The sequence below is a fragment of the Agriterribacter sp. genome (genome assembly GCF_035445465.1).
GTDB lineage: Bacteria > Bacteroidota > Bacteroidia > Chitinophagales > Chitinophagaceae > Agriterribacter.
Window position 1 is genome coordinate 1 of record NZ_DAOMQT010000016.1, and the last position, 21,355, is coordinate 21,355.

Sequence of the window (21,355 nt, forward strand, 5' to 3'; positions counted from 1 at the left end):
ATTCTATCACTATTCATGGCAGTAAGTTTTTAAGTGTCCGGTTTGCCTTTTTCAATACCTCTTTCGGAAAGGTTTTTTCGGTGCAAATAAGTTCTTTCCAAAGACTTACACAGTTGCCCTTAACCGGGTTATGGTTTTGCATCAGGTGACTGAAATAACTATCAAAAAAATAGCTTTCCCATGCTGCCGTAAATTCCTCAACTGATGCGGAGCTTTTAATATTGACGCTTACTGTTCCCATGCATACATTGCCATTTTCATACACGTTAAAAAATGGAGCGTAGTACAATTTTGTTTTTTCTGTTGGTCTCCTGTCAGACAAAAGGGCAAAAACAATAAGTTTGTTCCTATCTGCATACCAAAGCAGGGCGGGTATTTCCGCAATACCGTTGGGTATTTCAAGACTTTCAGTAAAGAACATTTTTATTTTTTTTGATTTGCTGTACCACAATACTGAACCATTTTCCTCCGGATTAATATGCAGGATATTGGTCGCTAAAATACCTTCAGGCTTTAAAAAAGCTTTACGCTTTTCCTTGCCTGTATTGAGTGCCTTTGCTAATATATTAGCTTCTCTTACGGTTAAGGGGTGAGCATTGACAGGATTGCCATTGCTGTCCATGTCAAAATGCTCTACATAAGTATCGCTTCCGGTTCCTTTGGTTTGGTAAACAACCAAAGCCGATACAGGATGATAAAGCGCTGCGAAGCTGTTGGTAATATCGTTCATCATACTTGTGTTTAAAAATTGTTCAGTAAATACGCCAGTTCTTCCAAAAGAGCAAAGAGGCGGTTTTCAAAATCAAGGGTATTGGATGCTATCTCTTTTCCCTTAAATACCTTAGTAATAATCGGCTCCTCCATTTGTCCATATTCCTGTAGTTCGTTGCTCACACACTCCTCAAGGTTCTCATTCAGCCATCCCTTGCCATCTGCACTAAAGGAAACATATTTGTCCATCGTTAACACATAATCTAAATCATCCTCCTCTGCTTCCCCGTTGGGCTTAGCATTCCTAAAGATGGTAGCATCAGGATATTTCTTATACAGGTCAAACGCTTCGGTTGCCAGTTCCCAACAATCATTATCAAAGCCGTCTTTGCCATTAAAGTTTATCAGGCGTTGCCGGAATACTTTTAGGTTGGCAGGATTACATATCTTTTGTTCCATACGGTTTCCTATCCATTCAGCCTGCTGTAGTTCGCTCAGGTAGCTGTTTATTTCATCTGTATAATCATCACTCAAAACCCATTCTTTCAGCATCTCATACTGCCAGTATAGAAAACTATTCTCCTGCCGGTAATAGGGTACATCTGCTATACGATACAGGTAGCTGCAAACAGATAAAAGCAACCCCGCGGCTTTTTTTCGCTGTGGGTTTTTCAGCAACCGGAACAACGGCACTACCGGAATATAATACAGGGTTGTACCTGTGCTATACCGCTCTGTGCTTGTAAGAAAGGTTTTCCTGCTGTCCTGTAACAATTTGATTTCTTCCCAATCTCTCATATTGTCCTTTAACTGTTTGCCTGCATCATCCAAGGCAAGTGCAATATTATAGGGATAACCATACTGTTTTGTCTGCATAGCCTGCAAGCCGTAATGCGCTGCCAGTTGGGAAAGGGACTGGTAAAAATCTCTTTCCGTTTTTGCTGATTTCCCGGCGGACTGTACGGTTTGCGGTTCTTTCAGTTTGGGCAGGAATGAACACCTTAGAAAACCATTGGCAGCATGGCTACCGGCAGGGATTGCTGTTTGTCCTTTTGTGTCTCGCCTGCATCCTTTGGTCTCTGCATCCAGTCTGCGAACTGCCCCAACTGTTTGTGTAACTGGCGTTGTTTTTGTTGTTGGGGTATTTTGATTGTACCTGATATGATATTGCGTTGCATAGTACATTACTTTGGATTTTTGGTTTAGCCTTTAGTACCCATCACACTTTCAAACCTGTACTGTAACCTGTCCTCGCGGATTAGGGGTGCAGATACCTTTGCGGTAGTGAGGATAGGATAAGTATTGGCATAAAAATTCATGACGGCTTCTACGCTCCATTGGGGTTCAGGGTCGGTCAACCGTATTTGTTGTCCTTTATCTTCAAAGAGAAAAACTCTTTCTAACTGTGTTGCAAGTAACATGGCATTCGGTTTAAATGGTGATTAAATTATTCTGCTTCGTTGTCATCGTCCCAATTATCCCGGTCATCATCCGGCGTTTCCTCGTTTTCCTGATTTTCATTGAGATCAGTTTCTTCAGCCTGTGCCTCCTTTGCTGCTACCTTTTCATCTGCGCCAAACAAGTCAGGAACGAACTTGCCAGATAAAAGAGATTTCCGTTTGCGGATAGTTTCAGCCTGTTCAGGAAAAACAGAAGGATCAGGCACTTTCATCCATGCGTCCTTAAACTTACCTTCCTTTTCCAGTTCATCCACTTTTTGCATGGTTTCTTTATACTTTTTCTCTCTTTCTTCTTTTGCCTTTTTTTCCTTATCGGCTTTCTCCTTCACCATTGCGGATTGCTTTTTGGCTTCTTCCAATTGTTTCATAAAGACTTCCATATTGTCCATTAAACCCGAAGCCGTTTGTATGGGATTGGTTATCTTCTCAAAAAAACCTGCGTCCAGTTCCCGGGCTGTTCCCCGAAGATTGAATGGCGGTATCAGGCGTTTTGCGCTATCTGCGCATTGTTCATTTTGAAGCATCACAGAAACAATCATGTTGCTTTCTGCTCCCTTGGAAATAGTCAGATGCAAATCACCTGTAATATTTAGTGCTGCTATCTGATTGAAAAAATTTGCGTTCATTGTTTTAAATTTTAGCTGTTCTTTAATTGCTCTTTCATTTTGCTGTATCTTTTCGTGCATTTCAGTCAGGTATGCGGCGTTTTACCCGTTCTGCCCTGCCAGTTTCTCTATACAGAAGCCGGGATATCCATCTGCGGTAAAACTGTACCCGTTGGCTTTAATTGTTTCTGTTATCGCTGCATCGCTGGTGAGGTATTCATACGCTTTTTGAAGTGCGGTAAATAAAAAGTGATTGAGCTGTTCGCATACGTCGGTTATGTCTTCTTCCAAACGGGATAATTCATCCTCAATACAATTGTAGTTCCCGCACCTGTTGTAAGAAAAGTTCAGGTCTATCGAAACATTGACAGAAGTTTCTCTGTTGGTTGGCTCTACCTTTGCCCATGTATCAATAATATCCCGCTGAATCAAGTCCAGTACTCGCCTGTCAATATTTATTACCGGAAAATCCAGTTCAGCTTTGGGTGCATATGCTTTCCATGCCATCTCTTTTACTCCCTGCAATAGTTTTATGATATTAACGGAAGCTGTGTAGCTGCTGCCCTGTCCCTGATGGTAGAAGCCACAGAAATAGGTTTTTTTCAGGTCAACTGTAACCCCAACATATTCCGCAATGGTTTTAAAATCATCATACACAAAATCCCACCATCTGTAGTCGGTATTTATATCCCTCATTTTATCAAGGGCTGTTTCCTTAGCCTCCTCTTTTAGTTCCGAAAACTGATACAGTTTGATCGTTACCTGTTTCATAATTCCCTATTTTCATCGTTAAATAATTCCTGCTCCTTCTTTATCGCTATTGTTTCAGGGTTGCTGAAAACATAGTTGAATATTTCACAGATTTGTTCGTGGCTTAGTTTAACAGCATACCGTGTTTTATCATAAACAGGAATGCAGACTGTCTCTTTATCGGACTGGTAACACATGGCAACCGGGGTGCCTCCTGTACCTGAATCTACCCAAAGGCTTAGCCACAGGTCATTAGCATACTGGCAACCGATTATCAATGTATCATGTCCTGTATAACCGCCATCTTCCCTGCGTTGGTTTATGCGTTCATCTTCAAACCGTACACGGGCAAGACGGTTGAATTTAAACTCCTGCTGCAGCGCTACTTCATTTGCAAACAACATTGGCGACATTGGCCCGCAAACTGTTCCCTGATCTTTTTGAGAAAGCAGATTCTGTATTGAAAATTTTATCGTCTGTTTCATAACATCATTTTTTAGGAAAGGAAATTGAAGGCGGCGTTTACCGCCCTCAATATTTTCCCGGTAATTGGTTAATTCAATTGGAGCGCATCGCTTCCTGTCTTTGCAAACTCGCCGCACAGGTTAAAGGCTGCCTGCACTCTTTTTTGAGCAACGCCATGAATAATGGCATTAAGCTTCTCCTCGCTATCGGTGTAATTTTTCACATTTTGGAAATAGCCGGTTATGGCATTGTATGCGCCAAACAAAGTACCTTTGGTGGTGTCGAGTTTTTGGCTGTCGGCCATCATTGCATAGCCATAAGCTCCGAATACCTGGTTGCGGTAAGCTCCCGACATCATTTCCAGTTTGCCATCTTTGATACAGTCCAGTGTTTCCTTAGAAGGTGCAAGGGCGATCTGTATAAGGCGCTGCACATCTTTGTCTGTAATTTTCACCTTTGCCCATTGGTTAAATGCCTGTTCCATCAGCGGTGCAATGGTGTTAACCATACCCATAATTTTGTGGGCTTCTTTCAACTGCTCCTGTACATTTTCTGTATGCTTAATCTTTACCATGTTGTTGCAATTAGCCATAGCAGCGTTGAGGGTATTGTTACATACAATTCTGATGGGGGTAAAAGCAGCAGTAATGCTTTCTTTACCGTTATGCGACATAGTGAGGAAAAGGTATTTTTCTATGATATCGTTGTTACCTATCCTGATATAAGAAGGCAGTTTTGCGGTTATGAAAATCCGCTCACCTTTTCCGAGTGCGCCGGCGGTTTCGTACTTGATCCCTTCCTTTTCGGCAATTGCATCGAAAAAAGCAAATGCTTCTGCATTTTGAACTACCTTGTAACCTGCGCCGATGCCTGTTCCTAAAATAACCTCTGTGTCTGCACGAAACGTATGAAAGTCTGTTTCTGATACCTCTTTTTTACCTGAAGGGAAATAGTAGGTGTTAGGGGCTTTGATAACAGGGTAATCCAAATGCGCTTTTTTAATCACTGTTGCGCTTTCTTCATATTGATCTGAAATTTGTCCGCCATTCCACCACGGTTTTTCTTTTACGGAATAAAAAGCAAATTCTCCTGAAGCTGTGTCAAAATGAATGTTAGAGGCCATAATAAAAAATTTAATAGTTAAGAAAATGATTAGAAAAAAGCATTATTGAAAAAAGTTGTTATCAGAATGGCAGGTTGTCAGTTGTTGTTTCTCCTGCAATTACTTGTTCTTCGGGAGTTGTATCAGCTTGAACAGATTGCTCTTTTTTACTCCCGCCATGCAGTTTGATTTGTGATGTATGGAAATTCAGCCCTGCTTTGGGTTCCCCGTCTCTGCCCATCCATGCCCTTGTACTAACCCTTCCGGTGAGTTCTACCAGTGTGCCCTTTTTAAGCACCTTAGCTACGCTTGTGCTAATCCAGTATGAGCAGTCTAAATAGGTGGATTGCTCAACACGTTCACCCTGTTTGTTTTTGTAGCTGTCGTTGATAGCTACCGAAAAGTTTACTACCTGCTTGTCCTGTGGGGTTGTGCGGATTTGTGCATCCCTCGTCAGTCGTCCGATAATGTTCATGATGTTTGATTTAAAAGTTTACAATTTTGTTACGCTTGCTTTTCCTGTTCCGGGTTGTGGCTTTGCTCCGCTTCGCTTCGCAAATCATTTTTCCAAAAGAAAAACCGGAAAAAAGAAAGCAGCAGGAAGGGATGGGCGATTGGTGAAGCCAAAAGGAAACTGAATAAAAGATGGCCTTGTGCGCAAGGGAAAATGCCATGCCTCCTGCAATAGATATGTCATGGCATGTGTTTATGCGGTAGTCTTTTTGCTTTACCAGAGGATTTGTGCGATAGCTTGCCCATCCCAACTTAGCTGCCTTTTTACCGGTTGATTTGGAAAATGAAATCGGTAATAATAATTTGAGGAGTTTAATGATCTGGTTATGAAAGCCAGGAGAAGAAAATATAAAGCTTAATCGAACTTAAAGTAATTATGTAAGAAAAGCATAGTGCAGTTGTTGCGGTCATGCAGCACCAAAAATGCTGCGCCGCCCATCCTGTCTGCGAAAGGCAGGTTAGTTTTATAGTGCGATAACAATAAGTTTCGCCATTTGTAACAACTAAAAACATGCACTATGCCTACAACAAATTTATCAGAAACAATTGACTTTAATGGTCAAGAATTTTTTGTTGGACTTGATGTTCATAAGAAATCCTGGTCTGTAACGGTACGCAGCCTTAACCACCAGGTGGCCCATTTTACCCAACCGCCTTCTGCGAAAGCTTTGCATAAAACATTGCAAACTAAATTTGCAGGCGGTAAATTTTATTCTGCTTATGAAGCAGGCTTTTGCGGAACGGGCTATCATGAGCAACTATGCAAAATGGGGATCACCAACATCATTGTTCATGCAGCAGATATTCCGCAAACAGACAAGCAGAAGAAAAACAAAACTGACTTGCATGACAGCCGCTCCATTGCCGGACATCTGGAAAAAGGTAATCTTCATGGCATTCATGTTTTATCCCGTGAACAACAAGAACTGCGAAGCCTTTTGCGTCTAAGAGAAAGCGCTGTAAAAGATGTGACGCGTTCCAATAACCGGCTCAAAAGCTTTATGCTGTACTATAACATAGAGATACCTAAAACGGCAACCACAAGCTCCTTCCTTTCTAAAAAAGCATTGGAATGGTTGGATAATCTTGAGTTAACCTCCACGGCAGGCACACTTACCAAAGAAAATCTAATACAACAATTGCAACATCAAAGAACGCGGCTGGGTAGTATTACAAAGTTGTTACGCAAAGAAATGCAAACACAACACTCAAAAGCATACGAGCTATTGCTCAGCGTCCCGGGATATGGCGCAATAACTGCGGCTGCATTACTGGCGGAGACAGGCTGTTTTGAACGCTTTGACGACCCCGATGATTATACCGGCTATTTGGGGATAATGCCATGGAACGACAGTTCGGGTGAAACAATAAGAACAAAGGGAATACAGCCAAGATGCAATAAACATTTAAGACCATTGCTGATAGAAGCTGCATGGACTGCCATCAGGACTGCTCCTGAGATATTTGCTTATTACAGCAGGCACGCAGCAAAAGATAACAAACACGCCATTGTGAAAGTAGCACGCAAGTTAGCCTTGATTGGCAGAGGTGTTGTATTGAAGGGGGAAAAATACCAGGCAGATTATTTGCAAAAAAAGCAACAGGGTAAACAAAAGCAGGGGTAATGGTTCACAAAAACCGAATGGGTTTTCTAAGGCATAGGCGGAAAAGCATTGCAAAAATTAAAAAGCCCGGCAATGCAAATATTTGCTCAATCACCGGGCAGAAGCAATATGCTCATCCGGCTGTAATATCCCTGACGGGTTGCACCCCTGCAGAGCCCGTTTACGTTTCTTACAGCCACTTAAAATTACATTAAATCATTGTTCAGTATACGATATATAAATCTCAGAACTATTAAAGAGGAAAACGCAAGTCAGAGACGGTTATTAAATAACAATTCGAAGTAGGCGTACCTCTTTTACCAACTCATACAATTATTGGCGGCTTTCAATACTATTGTTGAAATGACCGCATATAGCAGTCGGAGATTATTTTGATTACTGAATATTAAAACCTAATTTCATGTGAAGTTCTTCGCACATATCACGCCTCACTATGCTTTTCTACATAGCAGTCTCTTAAGTAAGCACAAAGGAGATAAGCAAGAATATCTTAGTATAACTTTGACTACTTTTTGCCCTTGCTTGGAGCATAATAGGATTACAGAAAGTCAAACGGAGCGTCACAAGGGACGATAAGATAAGTGGAGCTATGGAGTTGGTCTCTTGCGCGTATTTGTTTTGCCTATCAGGCATGAGCTTGGTGTGCATCATTAGCGTATAACGGAACAATTTTCTCTTTTTGGTATTTGATATTGATAAGGTCGTGGCCCGTCGTTTCGTCTACGGCCTCAAGTTTGCCTCCAATAATATCACCGATATTCTCCATTGTATTGAATTTTGTTTTCCTCGCAAGATTTTCTTTGCCATTTTTTTAGAGTTTTTGTTGTAAAAAAGAGATATTCTCCATCATTGTTGCCATGTTTTGTATGTATCTTTTATAAATTCCATCAGGTTGATATAACTGGTTAAATGTAACCGTATCACGGTAATCATATTAGTAAACGACTTTTTTGTAGCCGCTTTTTTTCTAATAACTACCATTAGCAACCGAGCTATTAACATACAATAAGCCTGCATCTTAATGGCATTGGAGCTGGCCCTCCAAAAGTAACGTAGTGGAAAGTTTTGTTTGATCTGCTTGAAAAGTAGTTCTATCATTCACCTGTTTTTGTAGTTGGTTGCAATTAGGTAGCCGGTAAAGTAAGATTGTTGGTGATAAAAAAGGTATAGCTTTCCATCATCTGCTTTATAAGTAATCCTTCTAAGGTTTAAACACTCTATGACTTTTCCTTGCTGTTTTACACCTACAGTACTCTTGTTGCTCATTTTAGCAAGTACAACTAATAAAATCTTAGGCAGAATATTTTATGATACGCAGCAAAAAAACTTTCGTATTTCAGTTTACAATTACAAGTATTATTACATACCAGTCTTCCAGAAAAAGCATACGATCAAAATTTATTGAACAATGCTCCTTTCTTTGGCAGCTAACACCTATAAAGAGGCATTTCATGCCAAAGCTCTATAGAGTAATGCAATGAAGTTGAGAAAGAAAGTCAGATAAAGCCCCATTTTTCTTAACTTTGAAATCCAATATACTAAAATATTTAGTATATTGCGGGCGACATAACTGAATTTTATATTAGCAATTATGGGCAGACCTTTCGAAACGGAACTTAATCAGTTGCATGAAACAATAGACTGGGCTAATTCTATTAATGTGGAAGCTATATCGAAGTTGATCAGCAAATACCATGACCCTGTTTATATAGTAGGTTCCGGAGGGTCTTTCAGTACTTGTATCTATGCTGCCGACTTGCTCACTTCTAAGGGAGTTTTTGCCAAAGCGGTTACACCTCTGGAATTATTCTATGCGAATGCCACGTTACGAAAAAGCAATATCATCTTTATCAGTGCCAGTGGAAATAATACCGATATTTTATTCGCCTATAAGAAGGCAATTGAAAGTGAACCGCTTTCCATCTTAAGCATCTGTATGCGTAAGAACTCTAAACTGGCTACACTTTCTTCTATATACTCAGGTTGTACTACTGTTGGGTTTGATCCACCTGCGGGTAAAGATGGGTTTCTGGCCACTAATTCCCTCGCGGCCTACTTTGTTTTGCTATACAGGGCCATAGGAGGCAGCAATTTAACTAAGAAAGTCCCCCAATTCTACGACAGGGTTTATGAGTCTTTTATTAAAAAGACCGACCCCGGCACTAGTTTTATAATACTATATGGCTCCTATCATCACGCCATTGCAGTTGATCTGGAATCAAAATTTTCCGAAGCAGGACTTGCGCCATCACTCTTAAGCGATTACCGACATTTTGCACATGGTCGTCATAACTGGTTTGATAAGCAAAAGAATTCGGCAGTTATTGCTCTTTCCTGTCCCGCAGATGAAAAGCTTTGTCAAAAGACACTCGGATTGCTGCCAGCCATTATCCCTCGTATCATTATTTCGACTCCGCTCAACGGTTTCGAAGGAACTATTCATTTGCTACTGCGGGCTATGAACCTGATAAAGCAATATGGCAAAGTAGTGAAGATCGATCCGGGAAGACCCGGGGTACCGCCGTATGGGTCGAAGATATATCACCTGAAATACGATCGGCTGGTAAGCGGGCCAGCGCTGAAAATGGATGATTTGGCGATTATAAGAAAAGCAAAAGTTAATCGTATTGCAGACCTGCAAGCAGCAGATCAGAAGAAATGGATCAATTCATATGAAGCGTTTAAAAAAAAACTGGAATCTGCGAAGTTTGGCAGCCTTATTTTTGATTATGATGGGACTCTCTGTTCACCCCTCAACCGTTTTAACGGCCCGGATGCTGAGATAAAAAAAATGCTGGTCAATTTTGTAAAAAAGGGATTTGTTCTTGGTATTATCTCAGGCAGAGGCAAGTCACTTAGAACCGATCTTGAAAAAATATTCAAAGGTCATGAAAAGCTAATGAAGAACATAATCGTTGGCTATTATAACGGCAGCGACATTGGTAGTTTGGCTGACAACAAAAGACCGAATAAGTCACTACCCATGCATCCGGCACTTAAAGTAGTAGTGGAACATCTCTCCAAGGTAGGTATTATTGCAGATACTAGTCCGAATCAGCTAACATTCAAATCAGGCACTTCCCTGGAATGGAATCGAGTACGTGATATTCTTCTCAATGAGATCATGTTGCTGGATAAGGACGGAATCACTATCGTAGAATCCAGCCATTCCTTAGATGTTATTCCAAGAAAGCTTGCTTCCAAGAACCATGTCCTTGACCATTGCAAAAAATTATGCAGGGAATCCGGTGTAGCAGAAGAAGTACTCTGCATTGGAGACAAGGGACAATGGCCGGGAAACGATTATGCGTTACTGGCAAATGAATTTGCGCTTAGCGTAGGCGAAGTTTCGTCTATCCATGCTACGGGATGGAACCTCTGCCCACCAGGACTCCGGGATGAAAAGGCTGTGACCTATTTGTTTGGAAAAATTAAGACTTTTAAAGGCTATTTTGCAGTTTCCGAGTTATGAGAACGTTACTTGCCGATAAACTATTAGCCAAAATAATGGAGTGGACACCAGAAGAGATTGATCGGGAACGTCCTTTGCTGCAAGCAATGGCTGATCTTAAGTGGAATGAGTACCAACAATTTTCTCCCGGCACACGGTTTTTGGAAAGCCTTATAAAGTGGCTCCAGCAATTTGAAAACCTTGAAGACAGAAAAACGGGATACCGGTTAGTAAGGGATCATCTGATATTCATTTCCAGCGAGCAATTAGCACACCTTGTTGATATTATTTTTTCAGAAAAAGTCAACCCGATCCTGATAAAGAAAACAGCATGTGAAAAGGGCCTTTCTCCGCATCTGGTGACCAAAATTCTAAATGACAACTCGTATTCACAGAATCTTCGGATGTCTCTTTTTGTCGGACTTAGTGACGGGTCACGCATCGACCAATTCAGAAGAGGAGCTTTTTTAAATAACGAGCAGGTTATAGCAACATATTCGATCTCAGGCGGAAAAGTTGGTGATATGGTCGAAAAACTCCGGCAAGAAATCCCTGATTCCAAGTTCAAGACTTTATTCCTGATCGATGATTTTACTGCAAGTGGCAAAACTTATTGCCGAGCGGATGGTGGTGGAAAACTGGGTAAGATATTTACTTCCATATTTGAGCCAGGCGGAACATTTCATCCTGCTGTTGATCACATTAACCTTGAAGTACACATCCTCTTTTATGTCGCGACCACAGATGCTTTAGAAAACATCCGACAGGGTGTGGAAGGGTGGAAAAAGAAAAACAAAAAGGAGTTTTCATGCACAGTTGAGTGCCTGCTTCCAATCGATGATTCTGTAAAGATGAAGATTGTATCGGACAACGAGTTAATGGCGTTTATGGAGAAATATTTTGACCCTTCTATCGTTGATAAGCATTACAAAGAAGGCAAACACGATTTGCCGTATCTCGGGTTCAATGAGTGCTGCTTGCCGATTGTATTAAACCATAATTCGCCCAATAATTCAGTTGCTATCTTATGGTTGCCGACTGATAAAAAATATAAGGGTCTTTTCCCAAGAATATCAAGACATAGAGAGAATAAATATGAAGATTAGAAACCCGTTTTTACTTAGAGCTTCTGAACGGATTGAGTCCGATGCGGGATTCTTGCGTCTTTATAGTCCATTGATATTGGATTATTTTATTGATAATATGGACGGGGGCGAACTTTGGAATACTTTTTTGTTTATCCGAAGTTCACCGGGTGCCGGAAAAAGTTCACTGCTGCGATTATTTGAACCCACTTCACTGTTAACCTTGTTAAACAGGAAATCAGGAGACGAGTTCAAAGAGGTATTCAAAAAACTGAAGAAACTGAATGCTGTTTCTGATGACCGCATCAATGTGCTTGGCGTTAATCTAACGTTTACCCGTAACTATGAATTGCTTGAAAGTTTTTCGAACCTTCCACCGGGCACCAGGGACCGGTTATTCTATTCACTACTGAATAGCCGGATAATTACTGCAACCTTACGTGCTGCTCTTTCGATTACAAGACTTCGCTTTCCTGAAGATCTTCACAAAATAGAATTTAAGTATAAAGATGAGAATCTTTACTTTAAAAAAATAAACATTCCTTGTAACGGACATGAACTTTATAACTGGGCTGCAGGCATAGAGAAAGCTATATATGAGCTTCTTGACAGTTTTCTACCTGTGAATCCTACGTCTATAGAAGGTCACAGCGAATTATTTTCATTGGAGGCACTCCGGCCCGACTCCCTTTTGGTGGAAGGCCGAAGCTTATTTGATCGCATATTGTTTATGCTTGACGATGTTCACAAGCTTTCTGCAAAGCAAAGAGAAGGCCTGATCACCCATTTACTTGAGAAGCGCACTAATGCTTCTATCTGGCTCTCCGAAAGATTAGAGGTACTGAATAATCTGAAGACTAACCGAGGGAGAGATTATGAAGAATTGAATCTTGAGAATTACTGGAAAGACAGGGAATCCAAATTTGAAAAGCTCCTTACTAGCATCGCAGTAAAACGAGCTGCTGAATCAAGGGAAGATGTGGAATTTGCACTGGATGCTCAGCAAAGCGAATTGGAGCTTGCGGAAGTCTACAAGGAAGCAAAAAAAACACTTTCGAACACCATTAACACCCTTTCGGCGGGGACTACACGCTTTAATGAATGGAAAAACCATTTGTTTCAATTTGAAGGTACTGACCAAGAAACTTGCGAATTAGCTAAGCAGATCGAAATACTCATCCACAGAAATTTGGCAAAAAGTGAACTGGCGCTTGATTATTCCTTAAGTATTTTGGAACTTCAGGAGAAAACGGATGAGAAAGTCGTTCAGGCGGCACGATTGTTTTTAAGCAGGCAATTTAATTTGCCATACTTTTTTGGCATGACAGTACTGGCTAAGATTTCTACTAATAATGTAGAGCAATTTCTGGGTTTCAGTGCACCCTTGTATGAAAGAATGTTATCGCTCAATCTTAACCAAACAAGTGTTTCTATCTCTGCGCGTGACCAGGACCGGGAGATTAGAAAGCTGGCCAATGAAAAATGGAAAGACCTGAATAAAATGATTCCCGACAGTGTGCTGGTAACAAGATTTCTTGAAAATTTTTGTACTTTCTGTATTAATGAGACCTTTCGGCCAACTGCACCCTATGCACCAGGAGTTAATGGCTTTTATATAGACGCTACCCGGACCATAAAGCTAATCAATGAAGATGAATGGCTCTCTAACGATATTTTTACCGATCTTCAGATCGTTCTTAATACTTGTCTTGCTTTTAATCTCTTGCATGTTAAGGAAGTAATGCAAGGTAAAAAGGGGCAGAAAAAAAACATCTACTATCTCAACCGTTGGCTTTGCGTTAAGTTTGGCCTTCCTCTGAGTTATGGTGGGTGGCGAACCAAAAAACCTGACGACTTGCTAAGATGGACAAAAAGATAAAAAATAAACTGCGATGGGATCCTTATGTATTATTACGAAATAGTGAGGTTGCGTCATTTACAACAGATCATTTTGCAAAGGATGCTGGAAGAAAATTGTTATATATCATGGGAGTGGGGTTTGACTATCGCATGAATACAGGTATTCGATCATTAAAAACTTCTTGTCCGGACCTGGATATTGAATGTTTGTTAATTCAGTATGACGAAGGCAAGAGCTCTTCTTCAAAAAAATACAAACTGTTAGTAGATGCAAACCTAACCAGTTTACAAACAATTGTTCCGCTTGAAAAAACCCAGGTACGAAATATTGATTTGTGGACTGCTTCGGGGAAAAAGAAACAAAGAGTTGGAGACAAAAATGTCGCTGACGTGTTTAACGATGCAACCATTTTTGAAGCATATACAGATGTCATAGTTGACATTAGTGCATTGCCCCGAGGGATTTATTTTTCGCTGATTGGTAAAGTGCAGGCTATTCTGGATGAATACTATGCAGATAAGGACATAAATTTCTTTGTTAGTATTTCAGAGAATGCTCAATTGGATTCGCACATAAAGGAATTTGAACCTGATTCAGAACTGAGCTATGTATTCGGATTTCGGGGAGGTTCTGAACTTACTTCAGATGAAAAGGAAATTATTTGGCTGCCGATTCTTGGAGAAGGAAGCCGTAAGCAGATACTGGCTGCCCATGAAAAGATTGACCCGGATGAAATTTGCCCGGTTCTTCCTTTTCCATCACGTAACCCAAGGCGCTCTGATGCCTTACTGACAGAATACCATCAATTATTATTTGATGAGTTGGCCGTCGAAGGCCAAAATATTATTTATGTGCCAGAACAAAACCCTTTTGAGGTATATCGTACTCTGTCAGTGACAGTACAAGACTATAATGATACATTGGCTATCTTAAACGGCTGCGATATTGTTATATCGACGTTTTCAAGTAAGCTATTGTCAATTGGCGCATTATTATGTGCCTATGAATTTAAAGTTTTGAACAATATCAAGGTTGGCATATTAAATGTTGATTCTTCAGGATATGAGATTGATGACGAGCCCGCGGCGAAAAAAATGAGTGAGAAATCGGAACTTTTCTTAATTTGGCTCGCAGGAGAACCATACAAACCTTAAGAAGTTGAAAAAACCAGTATGTTTTGGTGTTGGACTAGTGGCTCTTGATGTAATTCTAAACGGGAGTCCTGCGTCCTTGCCGAAGCTATCGGCCGGGGGATCCTGCGGGAATGTCCTTTCAGTGCTCGGGTTTCTTGGCTGGAACTCATACCCCATTGCCAGATTGGCGAATAACAGGGCAGGTGATGAACTTGTGAAAGATCTCAAAAGATGGCATATTCATACAGATCATTTACACCTGAATGAGGACGGGAGGACACCTATCATCATACATCGAATCAAGAGGGATAAGCAGGACAAACCTATCCACCGCTTCGAGTTCAAAGACCCTGAAACAGGGGCTTGGCTTCCTCAATTGAAACCTATAACTAAAAATGTAGCTGCTGAAGTACTAGAAGGAAATGTTAGCCCAGAAGTATTTTATTTTGACAGACTTAATCCCGGCACTTTTGAACTTGCGAAAAATCTCAAAGATCGTGGAACTATTATATTCTTTGAACCTTCTTCTATCAAGGATAGATCCCAGTTTGATCAATTCCTTGAAGTGACAGATATTCTCAAATATTCGCATGAACGCCTACCAGACTATAGAACTCATTTTCGTTCTTCCAGATGCTTTCTTGAAGTTGAGACAAGAGGTAAAGAAGGTCTGTTATACCGGAACAAAAATCATGCTGACCCCACTCATTGGCATGCTATTCCAGGATTTGTTTTGGACGAGATTCAAGATGCCGCCGGAGCCGGAGACTGGTGCACGGCTGGCATTATTCATTTACTTTGTATAGGGGGGCGGCAGAAATTATTTAAAACTGAAATAGCAAGCCTTCATAATGCACTTATGTTCGGTTCTGCTCTCGGTGCTATGAATTGTTTTTATGATGGCGCACGTGGTCTAATGTATCATTATAGCCGAGAGAAACTTCTTTCGAACGTTGAGCACTTTCTCACCAATGATGGCATCGGTGCAAAAGAAATGGTCAAATCACCCCGAATAGATATTTCCACTCATTTGAGATTTTCCGACCTCTACAAAGTAATGAAATAATAATATTCTTCACTTTTTGACATTTATACTTTCATTTTTAAATCTCCCTTAAGCGATCGTTTCTGCCGTCTATGAATTTTAAGAGTAGCCAAATGGGGGATTACACTTACGTGTTGTGCGTTCAAAAACTATTCCTAACGCATTTCGGGCGCCGGCAATATTTTGCTTGCAATGTCTTGTTCTGTTGTGGAATTCCTTATGATAATTTAAAAAGATAAGAGGACATCACTGCCAAATTAAGCCAATGGAGGAAGGATATTAATTCTGCTATTGCATGGCTGGTACCTTTACAAAACACAAAAATGGCCGGTATGGAGCAGCTTACCAAAGATGACCTTCTTCAACTGAGGATAGTATTACTAAGTGATATTGAAAAGCTCATTGAAAGAAAAATTAAGGCTTCCGATAAGGAGCCACAGGAATGGCTTAGGAGTAAGTCTATCCGAAATATATTGGGCATTTCTCCGGGTACGCTCCAAAACTTACGCATTACCGGAAAAATTCGCTATAAAAAAGTTATGGGGTCCTACTATTACAACAGGGTTGATCTGGAAAAACTATTTGGTGATGGAGAAGGGTAATGATGGATGCTGGAAACAGTTTTTAGGCGTTATCGCAAATGATCAGCGGTTGAATGTTTGGCATCTGGCACTCCTGCATTCGCTGATCCAATTGGCCTATTTGCAAAAGGAACGAAAAATAGTCCATGTAAGCCGGAGCCGCTTAATGGAATTATCACATATAAATACACCGCCAACATACCATAAGTATTTTAAACAACTTCAATACTTCGGATATATAAAATATACACCTTCCTATCATCCGGGCTATCGGAGTACGGTTGAATTCTTAATGCTTTGAAAGAACAAAACCAGAGTAACAAGCACTGATTTTGTTCAATAGGAGCCTTATTTTTAGTGCCGTTAACTAATTGTTCCTTTCAGTTCATTCAGGTTTTTTTCAATTTCAACAAGCTTTTCCTTTAAATCTATCATTTTTGCAGTGCCGTGTTGGGCTTTTATAGTATTCAGCTCATTTTCAAGCCTCAAAGGGAATGACATAACCTCTGCTTTGTCTTCAATGCCAGCTTTTTGTGAAAGTTTTTCGCTTAAAGCCGTCATTTCCTTGCTAACAGTTTCCTGAACAGTTATCGCGTAATCTTCTGTTTGTTTGACGGTAGAATGACCTAACAGCTCTTTAACGATATGAATGGGAACTCCATTTTTAAGCGCTACCGTACTTGCAAACGTTCGTCTTAATCTGTGCGTATCAAGTTTGTACTTGAGATTAATATTACATAATGCTTGAATCTCTTTAAGATACGCGTTCATCTTTTGATTTGATCTGACAGGAAGTATGCTTCCCCGTTTGATACAGATGGGATCATCCTTGTATTTTTCCATAATTTCTAAAGCTTTAGGCAGCAATGGAATATCGCATGTAGCATTGGTTTTTTTCCTGCTAATGAAAATCCAGTATTTTTTATCTTCGCCCAACCCAATATCTTCAGGTTTTAGGTCGTATACATCGCAGTAAGCCAAACCCGTATAACATTGAAAGACACTAACGTCACGCACTATACATAACCTTTCATTCGGAAGTGCTTTAGTTTCAAGTGAGTAAAGCTCAGCGCTTGTTAAAGGTTTCTTTTTGATCTTTGTCTTCTTCCTTGAGAATAATGTAAAGGGATCTTTGGGAATGATTTCCTTTTTGACGGCCCGCAGTATAATTTTTTTGAAATTGCTGATATACTTCAATGCTGTATTGTTAGCACAATCTCTAACTGTTCGCAGGTAAATGTCATAAGACTGCACAAATTCATAATTCAATTCCCGGAACTCAAGATCATCCTTCCCATACTTGAACCGAATAAATTCTTTAACATGTGAACGGGCTGTGACGTACCGTTCATGTGTTCCTTCGGCATATTGACCTTTTTTTACCAGGGCTGCCAATTCATCATTATGAGTTTGAAACTCCTCCAGTACTTTGGCCTTTGATATTGTTTTACCTCCAATGTAATCTGCGATAAGTTGTGATGCGATGGTGATGTCTTGGTTGAGCAGGTCAGTTTTATACTGATTGATTTTGGTTGTAAGCGAGTCCAAAAAATAGTTAAGTGCTCTCGCATCTTCTTTTGTTCCTATTGCTCTTTCTGTTTCTTGGTCCCATCGGCCAACATCCCACTTTCTTTTAGTGGATTTATCTTTCGGTACGCCATCAACCGTTACTCTAACGTATACAAACCTGATTTTAGTTTGGTTTTCTGGTGTCTTCAAAAAGAAGTTTAGACCAAAACTTTGCTCTAGCATAATTCAACATTTTAAAGGTTAATAAATGTAGAATCAAAGCGCTTTTGAGTCAAGTCGTTAAGGAGGTTTACAGGTTGATATTCAACTTATTATGAGGCAGTTTGTGGCAGTTTTTTTTGAAAACTCAAACTGCCACGATTCTGCCACAACTTTTTTGGGTGTTTTTGAAAATTTTGGTGACATACCCCAAAAAGAAAAACCTGCAATCCTTTGGAAATGCAGGTTTTATCAGCTTTTGAAAGATTTGCTATGTGATTAGTAAAGCTTTGCGGCGGAGAGTGAGGGATTCGAACCCCCGGACCTGTTACAGTCAACGGTTTTCAAGACCGCCGCGTTCGACCGCTCTGCCAACTCTCCGGCGCAAAAATAGCCTTGCAGCGCTAATCGGCAAAAACTTATTCTATATAATTTTTTTATGGCTTTGATTCCGGTACAGTTTCTCTTTTTTCATTGCTTACGTTAACATTAATGGGGAAATAATATATTGTTAACAGGTGGTTTTTGCATTGCCGCAGATTTTATGCCGGGTGAATTTACTGTAGCTTTGTATGCTAAAGCCTGTATATGCAACCCTTTGATATTTCCCTTCCGGGCAAAAAGCTTGGCCATGTTATTAATAAACGCATTGGCATACGGCGTCCTGCCAAGTTTCTCTTCTTTAAATATAAAAACAAGGAACGAATAATTGCCTATACGGTAATTGTGGAAGGTTCCGGCGGAAAAAACGAATTTATGGTATTTAAAACCCAAAAAAAGGGAGCGTGGCTTAAAGGTGCAAGGAAGAATGGCGAGAACATTTCCGTGGAAAACGAAAGAATGGTTTCCAGCGCTTTAAAAAACGCTATAGACGAATTTGAAAGGAAGCAGGGGGGAAAAGCATACCAGGAGCTGTTTTAACCTGATCGGGAATGTAAGCGGGAAATATATGGGTCTTGCCAAAGCCGGCTAACAACTGCTCCTCCACTTCCCCGGCCTGCATTATAGAAGGCAGCCCATGCGAATGAATGATAGGATTGCTATGAAATATAGACAATATCTATTGGTCTATAGATATATAAAATAGCCCGTAAACGCTTTTCTATCCTGCTAAAAGAGTAATATTGTCTTCCGGTCATCGTAATAAAACATATGCCATGGAAAATAAAAAAAAATTAACCACTACAACAGGTAATCCTGTTCCCGACAATCAAAACATTCAGACCGCCGGGCCACGCGGACCAGCCTTATTACAGGACTTCTGGTTCTTAGAAAAAATGGCTCATTTCGACCGCGAGGTCATTCCCGAAAGACGTATGCACGCCAAAGGTTCGGGAGCTTACGGAACCTTTACGGTAACCCACGACATTACTCAATACACCAAAGCGGATATCTTTAGTGCCATTGGTAAAAAAACAGACATGTTCGTGCGTTTTTCCACGGTTGCCGGAGAACGCGGCGCGGCCGATGCGGAACGCGACATCCGGGGCTTTGCCATGAAGTTCTATACCCAACAGGGCAACTGGGACCTGGTAGGTAACAATACGCCGGTGTTCTTTTTCAGGGATCCCCTGAAATTCCCCGATTTAAATCATGCGGTTAAAAGAGATCCTAAAACCAATTTAAGAAGCGCAGATAATAACTGGGATTTCTGGACCTTGCTTCCCGAAGCCCTGCACCAGGTAACCATTGTAATGAGCGACAGGGGCATCCCCAAATCGTACCGTCACATGCATGGATTTGGCAGTCATACTTTCAGCTTTATTAATGCGGCCAATACGAGGCATTGGGTAAAGTTCCATTTCAGAACACAGCAGGGCATCGAAAACCTGTCTGACCAGGAAGCGGCAGCGCTGGTAGGAAACGACAGGGAAACACATCAAAGAGATCTGTTTGATGCTATTGAAAGGGGCGATTTCCCCAAATGGAAGATGTTTATCCAGATCATGACGGAAGCGGAAGCCAACAGCTCATCCTTTCATCCTTTTGACTTAACAAAAATATGGCCGAAAGGCGATTACCCCTTGATCCCCGTTGGCGAATTTGAGCTAAACCGCAACCCGGAGAACTACTTTGCAGAAGTGGAGCAGGCAGCCTTTAACCCGGCAAATATTGTTCCTGGTATAGGGTTTTCACCCGACAAGATGCTGCAGGGCAGGATATTTTCGTACGGCGACGCGCAACGCTACCGCTTAGGCGTAAATAATTACCAGATACCCGTAAATGCTTCCAAATGCCCGTATCACAGCTTTCACAGGGATGGCGCTATGCGGGTAGACGGTAACTATGGTGGCACCAGGCACTACGAGCCCAACAGCTTTAATGAATGGCAGGAGCAGCCCGAATACAAAGAGCCGCCGCTGGCACTTCACGGCGATGCTACCGCATGGGATTACAGGGCAGACGATGATGATTATTATTCGCAGCCCGGTAACCTGTTCCGGCTAATGACCGATGATAAAAAAGAGCTGCTATTTAAGAATACCGCGGCACAGGTTGGCGGCGCTCAAAAATTTATACAGATCCGCCACATCAGGAATTGCTATAAAGCCGACCCTGCTTACGGAGAAGGCGTGGCTAAGGCACTGGGACTAACGATGGAGGAAGTGAACGCCTTTGAATTAGTGAGGTGAGTGGTGAGTAGTAAGGGGTAGTTGTTAGTGGTTAGTTGTTAGTGGTCACTGCTGATTGCTGACAGCTAATTGCTGACAGCTTCCTTCTGGCTTCGGATTGGTAATTATTTGCTTCTTATTTTGTTATTTGATGCGTTGTATTTCCCCGGACTTTAATCAACGTGAAAAATCAAGTAAATAAGTAAATAAATTGATTTCAGTTGGGATTTGAAGTTTTTTCCGGAGCCGGTAGCGGCTTATTTCAACGCCTCTTACGGAAATATTCATGAGTTGAGCCATTTCCTTGGTACTGAGGTTCATACGAAGATAGGCGCACAATTTCAGCTCGTTGGGGGTAAGAGTGCTGTGTTTTTCCTTTAACGCAACAAAAAAATCATTGTGCGCTTTATCAAAATGGATGGTAAAATGTTCCCAATCCGCGTCCATTTTGTCTTCTTCACCCAGGGTTTTTGTCATTCTTTTCAGCGATTCCAGCGACTTATCATCTTCTGTATTTTTCATCAGTTTCTGCAATTCATCGCGCAGGCGGGTAATGAGCTCTCCCTTTTTTACCAGGTGCATCGTGGCAGAAGCCATTTCCTTGTTTTTGTGTTGTATCTCTGCCTCC

At 41.0% G+C, this 21,355-nt stretch carries 20 protein-coding genes and 1 tRNA gene; 9 read left to right on the plus strand and 12 right to left on the minus strand.

Features of this window, described 5'->3' with window-relative positions:
- Window positions 1–13 precede the first annotated feature (13 nt).
- The 8 genes from PLE34_RS10190 to PLE34_RS10225 form a co-directional block, all read right to left on the minus strand.
- Window positions 14–733 (minus strand): PRTRC system protein B, encoded by a 720-nt coding sequence (locus PLE34_RS10190; RefSeq protein ID WP_324556485.1) that lies wholly within the window; start codon window positions 731–733, stop codon window positions 14–16.
- A gap of 8 nt (window positions 734–741) precedes the next feature.
- Window positions 742–1,896, minus strand: a complete 1,155-nt coding sequence (locus PLE34_RS10195) for a hypothetical protein (RefSeq protein ID WP_324556487.1) — start codon at window positions 1,894–1,896, stop codon at window positions 742–744.
- Between the two features lie 17 nt (window positions 1,897–1,913).
- Window positions 1,914–2,132 (minus strand): PRTRC system protein C, encoded by a 219-nt coding sequence (locus PLE34_RS10200; protein WP_324556489.1) that lies wholly within the window; start codon window positions 2,130–2,132, stop codon window positions 1,914–1,916.
- Between the two features lie 26 nt (window positions 2,133–2,158).
- Window positions 2,159–2,797, minus strand: a complete 639-nt coding sequence (locus PLE34_RS10205) for a PRTRC system protein E (RefSeq protein WP_324556491.1) — start codon at window positions 2,795–2,797, stop codon at window positions 2,159–2,161.
- Between the two features lie 81 nt (window positions 2,798–2,878).
- Window positions 2,879–3,547, minus strand: coding sequence for a DUF8835 domain-containing pootine (locus PLE34_RS10210; RefSeq protein ID WP_324556493.1), 669 nt, complete (start codon window positions 3,545–3,547; stop codon window positions 2,879–2,881).
- Window positions 3,544–4,011 carry a hypothetical protein gene (locus PLE34_RS10215; RefSeq protein WP_324556495.1) on the minus strand — a complete coding sequence of 156 codons (468 nt, stop codon included), beginning with the start codon at window positions 4,009–4,011 and terminating at the stop codon, window positions 3,544–3,546. The genes PLE34_RS10210 and PLE34_RS10215 overlap by 4 nt, the downstream gene beginning before the upstream one ends.
- A 68-nt stretch (window positions 4,012–4,079) precedes the next feature.
- Window positions 4,080–5,114: a DUF932 domain-containing protein gene (locus PLE34_RS10220; protein WP_324556497.1), complete on the minus strand. Its 1,035-nt coding sequence runs from the start codon at window positions 5,112–5,114 to the stop codon at window positions 4,080–4,082.
- 61 nt (window positions 5,115–5,175) lie between these two features.
- Window positions 5,176–5,568: a single-stranded DNA-binding protein gene (locus PLE34_RS10225; protein WP_324556500.1), complete on the minus strand. Its 393-nt coding sequence runs from the start codon at window positions 5,566–5,568 to the stop codon at window positions 5,176–5,178.
- A 556-nt stretch (window positions 5,569–6,124) separates the two neighbouring features.
- Here PLE34_RS10225 and PLE34_RS10230 point away from each other — a divergent pair.
- Window positions 6,125–7,231 carry an IS110 family RNA-guided transposase gene (locus PLE34_RS10230; protein WP_324556503.1) on the plus strand — a complete coding sequence of 369 codons (1,107 nt, stop codon included), beginning with the start codon at window positions 6,125–6,127 and terminating at the stop codon, window positions 7,229–7,231.
- Between the two features lie 625 nt (window positions 7,232–7,856).
- Here the strand turns inward: PLE34_RS10230 and PLE34_RS10235 are convergent.
- A complete protein-coding gene (locus PLE34_RS10235) occupies window positions 7,857–7,997 on the minus strand; it encodes a hypothetical protein (protein ID WP_324556506.1) in 141 nt (46 codons plus the stop codon).
- 825 nt (window positions 7,998–8,822) lie between these two features.
- Here PLE34_RS10235 and PLE34_RS10240 point away from each other — a divergent pair.
- The 6 genes from PLE34_RS10240 (at window position 8,823) to PLE34_RS10265 (ending at window position 16,408) form a co-directional block, all read left to right on the plus strand.
- The gene (locus PLE34_RS10240; protein WP_324556509.1) at window positions 8,823–10,703 is read left to right on the plus strand and encodes a hypothetical protein; all 1,881 of its coding nucleotides are present in this window, start codon (window positions 8,823–8,825) and stop codon (window positions 10,701–10,703) included.
- Window positions 10,700–11,788, plus strand: coding sequence for a phosphoribosyltransferase-like protein (locus tag PLE34_RS10245; protein ID WP_324556512.1), 1,089 nt, complete (start codon window positions 10,700–10,702; stop codon window positions 11,786–11,788). The genes PLE34_RS10240 and PLE34_RS10245 overlap by 4 nt, the downstream gene beginning before the upstream one ends.
- A complete protein-coding gene (locus tag PLE34_RS10250) occupies window positions 11,778–13,646 on the plus strand; it encodes an ORC-CDC6 family AAA ATPase (protein WP_324556514.1) in 1,869 nt (622 codons plus the stop codon). Before PLE34_RS10245 ends, PLE34_RS10250 begins: the two co-directional genes overlap by 11 nt.
- Entirely contained in the window at window positions 13,631–14,782 is a 1,152-nt protein-coding gene (locus PLE34_RS10255; RefSeq protein WP_324556516.1) for a hypothetical protein, read from the plus strand. Before PLE34_RS10250 ends, PLE34_RS10255 begins: the two co-directional genes overlap by 16 nt.
- A gap of 4 nt (window positions 14,783–14,786) precedes the next feature.
- Window positions 14,787–15,827, plus strand: coding sequence for a carbohydrate kinase family protein (locus PLE34_RS10260; protein WP_324556519.1), 1,041 nt, complete (start codon window positions 14,787–14,789; stop codon window positions 15,825–15,827).
- Window positions 15,828–16,138: 311 nt separating this feature from the next.
- A complete protein-coding gene (locus PLE34_RS10265; protein ID WP_324556521.1) occupies window positions 16,139–16,408 on the plus strand; it encodes a helix-turn-helix domain-containing protein in 270 nt (89 codons plus the stop codon).
- A gap of 342 nt (window positions 16,409–16,750) precedes the next feature.
- Here the strand turns inward: PLE34_RS10265 and PLE34_RS10270 are convergent, their stop codons facing one another.
- Together PLE34_RS10270 and PLE34_RS10275 are read right to left on the minus strand one after the other, a co-directional pair.
- Window positions 16,751–18,139, minus strand: a complete 1,389-nt coding sequence (locus PLE34_RS10270) for a site-specific integrase (RefSeq protein WP_324556523.1) — start codon at window positions 18,137–18,139, stop codon at window positions 16,751–16,753.
- Window positions 18,140–18,411: 272 nt separating this feature from the next.
- Window positions 18,412–18,496, minus strand: a tRNA-Ser gene (locus PLE34_RS10275).
- A gap of 207 nt (window positions 18,497–18,703) precedes the next feature.
- Between PLE34_RS10275 and PLE34_RS10280 the strand changes: the two genes are divergently transcribed.
- Together PLE34_RS10280 and PLE34_RS10285 are read left to right on the plus strand one after the other, a co-directional pair.
- Complete coding sequence (locus PLE34_RS10280; RefSeq protein WP_324556525.1) at window positions 18,704–19,036, plus strand: hypothetical protein; 333 nt, start codon at window positions 18,704–18,706, stop codon at window positions 19,034–19,036.
- A gap of 236 nt (window positions 19,037–19,272) precedes the next feature.
- Complete coding sequence (locus tag PLE34_RS10285; protein WP_324556527.1) at window positions 19,273–20,748, plus strand: catalase; 1,476 nt, start codon at window positions 19,273–19,275, stop codon at window positions 20,746–20,748.
- A gap of 156 nt (window positions 20,749–20,904) precedes the next feature.
- On the opposite strand, the gene PLE34_RS10290 is transcribed toward PLE34_RS10285, so the two are convergent.
- The gene (locus PLE34_RS10290; protein ID WP_324556530.1) at window positions 20,905–21,324 is read right to left on the minus strand and encodes a helix-turn-helix transcriptional regulator; all 420 of its coding nucleotides are present in this window, start codon (window positions 21,322–21,324) and stop codon (window positions 20,905–20,907) included.
- Between the last annotated feature and the right edge of the window lie 31 nt (window positions 21,325–21,355).